The 2,677-nt window shown below is 68.7% G+C and carries 3 protein-coding genes and 1 pseudogene; 1 reads left to right on the top strand and 3 read right to left on the bottom strand.

Going from position 1 to position 2,677, the window contains the following annotated elements; all coding sequences use genetic code 11:
* The 3 genes from VAE46_RS04110 to VAE46_RS04120 form a co-directional block, all read right to left on the bottom strand.
* Positions 1-1,094 (bottom strand): glycosyltransferase (locus VAE46_RS04110; RefSeq protein WP_322795650.1); only part of this gene is annotated, 1,094 nt, incomplete at its 3' end.
* Positions 1,095-1,109: 15 nt separating this feature from the next.
* A complete protein-coding gene (locus tag VAE46_RS04115; RefSeq protein ID WP_322795651.1) occupies positions 1,110-1,715 on the bottom strand; it encodes an archaeosortase/exosortase family protein in 606 nt (201 codons plus the stop codon).
* Positions 1,715-2,461: a hypothetical protein gene (locus VAE46_RS04120; protein ID WP_322795652.1), complete on the bottom strand. Its 747-nt coding sequence runs from the start codon at positions 2,459-2,461 to the stop codon at positions 1,715-1,717. The genes VAE46_RS04115 and VAE46_RS04120 overlap by 1 nt, the downstream gene beginning before the upstream one ends.
* Before the next feature lie 25 nt (positions 2,462-2,486).
* Between VAE46_RS04120 and VAE46_RS04125 the strand changes: the two are divergent.
* Positions 2,487-2,677 (top strand): annotated as a pseudogene (locus VAE46_RS04125) (PspC family transcriptional regulator); the annotation flags it as partial.

The following is a 2,677-nucleotide window of genomic DNA, read 5'->3' on the forward strand; positions in this document are numbered from 1 at the left end:
GCCTCGATCACCAGGTACGCCCCGTAGAGCGCCACCCCAGCCAGCGCGATCGTGCTCCACGAATACCCGAAGAACACCAGCCCCGGCAGCAAAAACGTCCATGCCACCCGCGGGAACGCCAGCGTGTGGTCCACCATCAGCGTCCGCACCGGCGCAAACCCGCGGTAGAGCAGCCCCCGCTTCGCCAGCTTCGGGTGCGCCGCAATCACCTCAATTTCGCCCCGCTGCCAGCGCACCCGCTGCGCATACAGGGCACGCAGCGATGGGATCGGGTCGGTGTAGCAGACCGCGCTCGTCACCACCCCCACCTTCTTCCCCGGGAATCGCTCCTGCATCTCGAACGTCATGAACGTGTCCTCGCCCACCGTGCTCGAGTCGTACAGGTGCGAAGAGAGCAGCGCCTCCCGCCGGAATGCGCTGAACGCCCCCGCCAGCGTGAACAGCCGGTTCGCCATCGTCTCGAACCGCCGCCCCACGTTGAACGCGAAATAGTACTCCTGAAACTCGCACTCGTGCAGCAACCGCATCCAGCCCCGGCTGCCGGCATCCGGTCGGATCTCCACCGCCCCCGTCGCCGCGACCAGGTCCGCGTCGTGCTCAAACGCCGCCACCATGTTCGCGATTGCATCCTCGTGCAGCCACACATCCGAATCGAGGTTGATGATGTACTGCCCCCGCGCATGGTGGATGCCGACATTGAGCGCCCACGGCTTCCCCTGGTGGAAGGTCGAAAGCCAGTGCAGCGCCCCGTCCCATGGCTCCTGCTGCAGCTCCGCGAACACCTCAAACGAGGTGTCCCGGCTGCCGTTATCAATCGCCAGCACCTCGAGCAGCTCCGCCGGGTAGCTCTGCCGCCGGATCGAATCGATGCACTCCCGCAGGCTGCCCGCGCTGTTGTACACCGGCACGATCACCGTCACAAACGGCCAGCGCCCCCGCGGCGCCTCCGAGACCGGCCGGATCGGCAGCCGTTTCGCCCGTCCAACGAGCGTCGCCACCAGGTAGCGGAACGCCTGGTAGCCGTCAACCAGGATCGGAACAAACAGCCACACCCCCCAGAAGCCCAGCGCCGGCAGCCACCAGTCGGTCGTCATCGTTTGTCCTCCCCGTCACTGTGCGCGCAGCCGGGCGTACACCACGCGCAGCGTCGGCCGCGTTATCGCGAACCAGTAGATCCCAATCGCCAGCACGAAGAACACCGCCCGCCCGAAGACCACATGCGCCACATCCAGCGCATCCTGCCCTGCATAGGCCACCGCCCCGACGATGACCAGCATCCGCACCACGTTCGCCGCGAAGGTCATCGCCAGCGCTGCCGCGAGCACCAGCAGTCGTCTCCCCGGCGGCAGGGCGGGGTAGAAGAGCCCCAGGCCCATCAGCGCCGCCGTCTCCAGCAGCCCCGAGCACTCAATCCCGATGGACAGGCGCGTCCACTCCTGGTGGTGCGGCACCCCAATGACCAGCAGCTCCCCCGCCCGGTCGTCGAACAGGGCCGTGCGGATACCCAGCAGCCAGGACAGCCCATGCACGGCGTGGGCCGTCGCCACCCGCACCGCCAGCTCGCCCGGCACGAGTTCCCGCATCCCGACCACCGCCAGCACCGCGAACCCCGCCGCCCCGAGCACGAAATAGAGCAGCCACGCCCCCGCTCGCCAGAAGAACCACACCGCGCCGCCCCACGCGATGAGCGCCGCCACATACCAGGCGAGCATCATCACGGCTGCACCTTCCGGCTCACCCACCAGGCCGAACCAACCCCGACCAGCCCGAGCGCTGTGAACAGCACCCAGCCCAGCGTCGGCGCACCCGAGCACCGGTACGTCACCGTCAGCGACTCCCGCGGCCCGTTCGGGTCGGTCCCCCACTCCACAGTGTTGGAAACCTCGCACTTCTCCGCGGTGCCCTCGAACTTCTGCTCCACCAGGAAGTACTGCCCCGGCGCCGTCGCGTAGAACTTACCGTACCCGCTATTGATAAGGTCGCCGCAGGCCGCGCCGTTGAACTCCGCGCAGCTCGAGGCAGCCGCATCCCACACCAGCAGGTCCGCCGCGGCGGAGGGCTCGATCCGCCATACCACGACGCCGTCCCTCTCCTCCACGAAGCTCTTCGTCACGGTCACCTTCGGCCCCGTCCCCGGCGCCTTGTTGTAGGCGCAGAGGTGCGTCACCGCGCCCGCCTTCGCCGCCGATTCGTCGACGCTCACCTTCGCAGCCAGGTTCCCGCCCTTCGGGTCCCCGGGGCACTCCTTCGCACCCTTAGGCGAGACCACCAGGTCGAACAGCAGCGGGTTCGGTCCGCCCGTCGCCGGGTCCAGCTCGGTCACCAGGTAGTCCCCGGGCGCGACCTCCACCAGCTCGCCGTCCACGAATTTCTGCAGACCCGTGTTGTTCGCGTCCGCCAGCAGGAACACCCACTCCCCGGGAGGCGCTGCGGGCAGCCACTTCCCTTTGTCGTTGGGCACGAACTTGTGCACCTGGATGAACGCCTTGCCGCCGCTTCCGCCGCCGCCCCCGCCAATCGGGGCAGTACCCACCGGTGAGATCGCCGGCGCGCTGGTCGGCGTCGCCGTCGGTGTCGGGGTTGGTGATGCCGGCGACGGCGATGGCGACGCGGGGGCCGGGGTAGTCGCCGTCGGTGTCGGCGTGCTCGTGGGCGTGGGCGTCGCCTTCGGGGTCGC

The sequence above is a fragment of the Tepidiforma sp. genome (assembly GCF_034433535.1).
Lineage (GTDB): Bacteria > Chloroflexota > Dehalococcoidia > Tepidiformales > Tepidiformaceae > Tepidiforma.

Bases quoted from the DNA above. Each gene is read 5' to 3' on its own strand.
- VAE46_RS04115 (WP_322795651.1), bottom strand. From the start codon at position 1,715: ATGATGCTCGCCTGGTATGTGGCGGCGCTCATCGCGTGGGGCGGCGCG.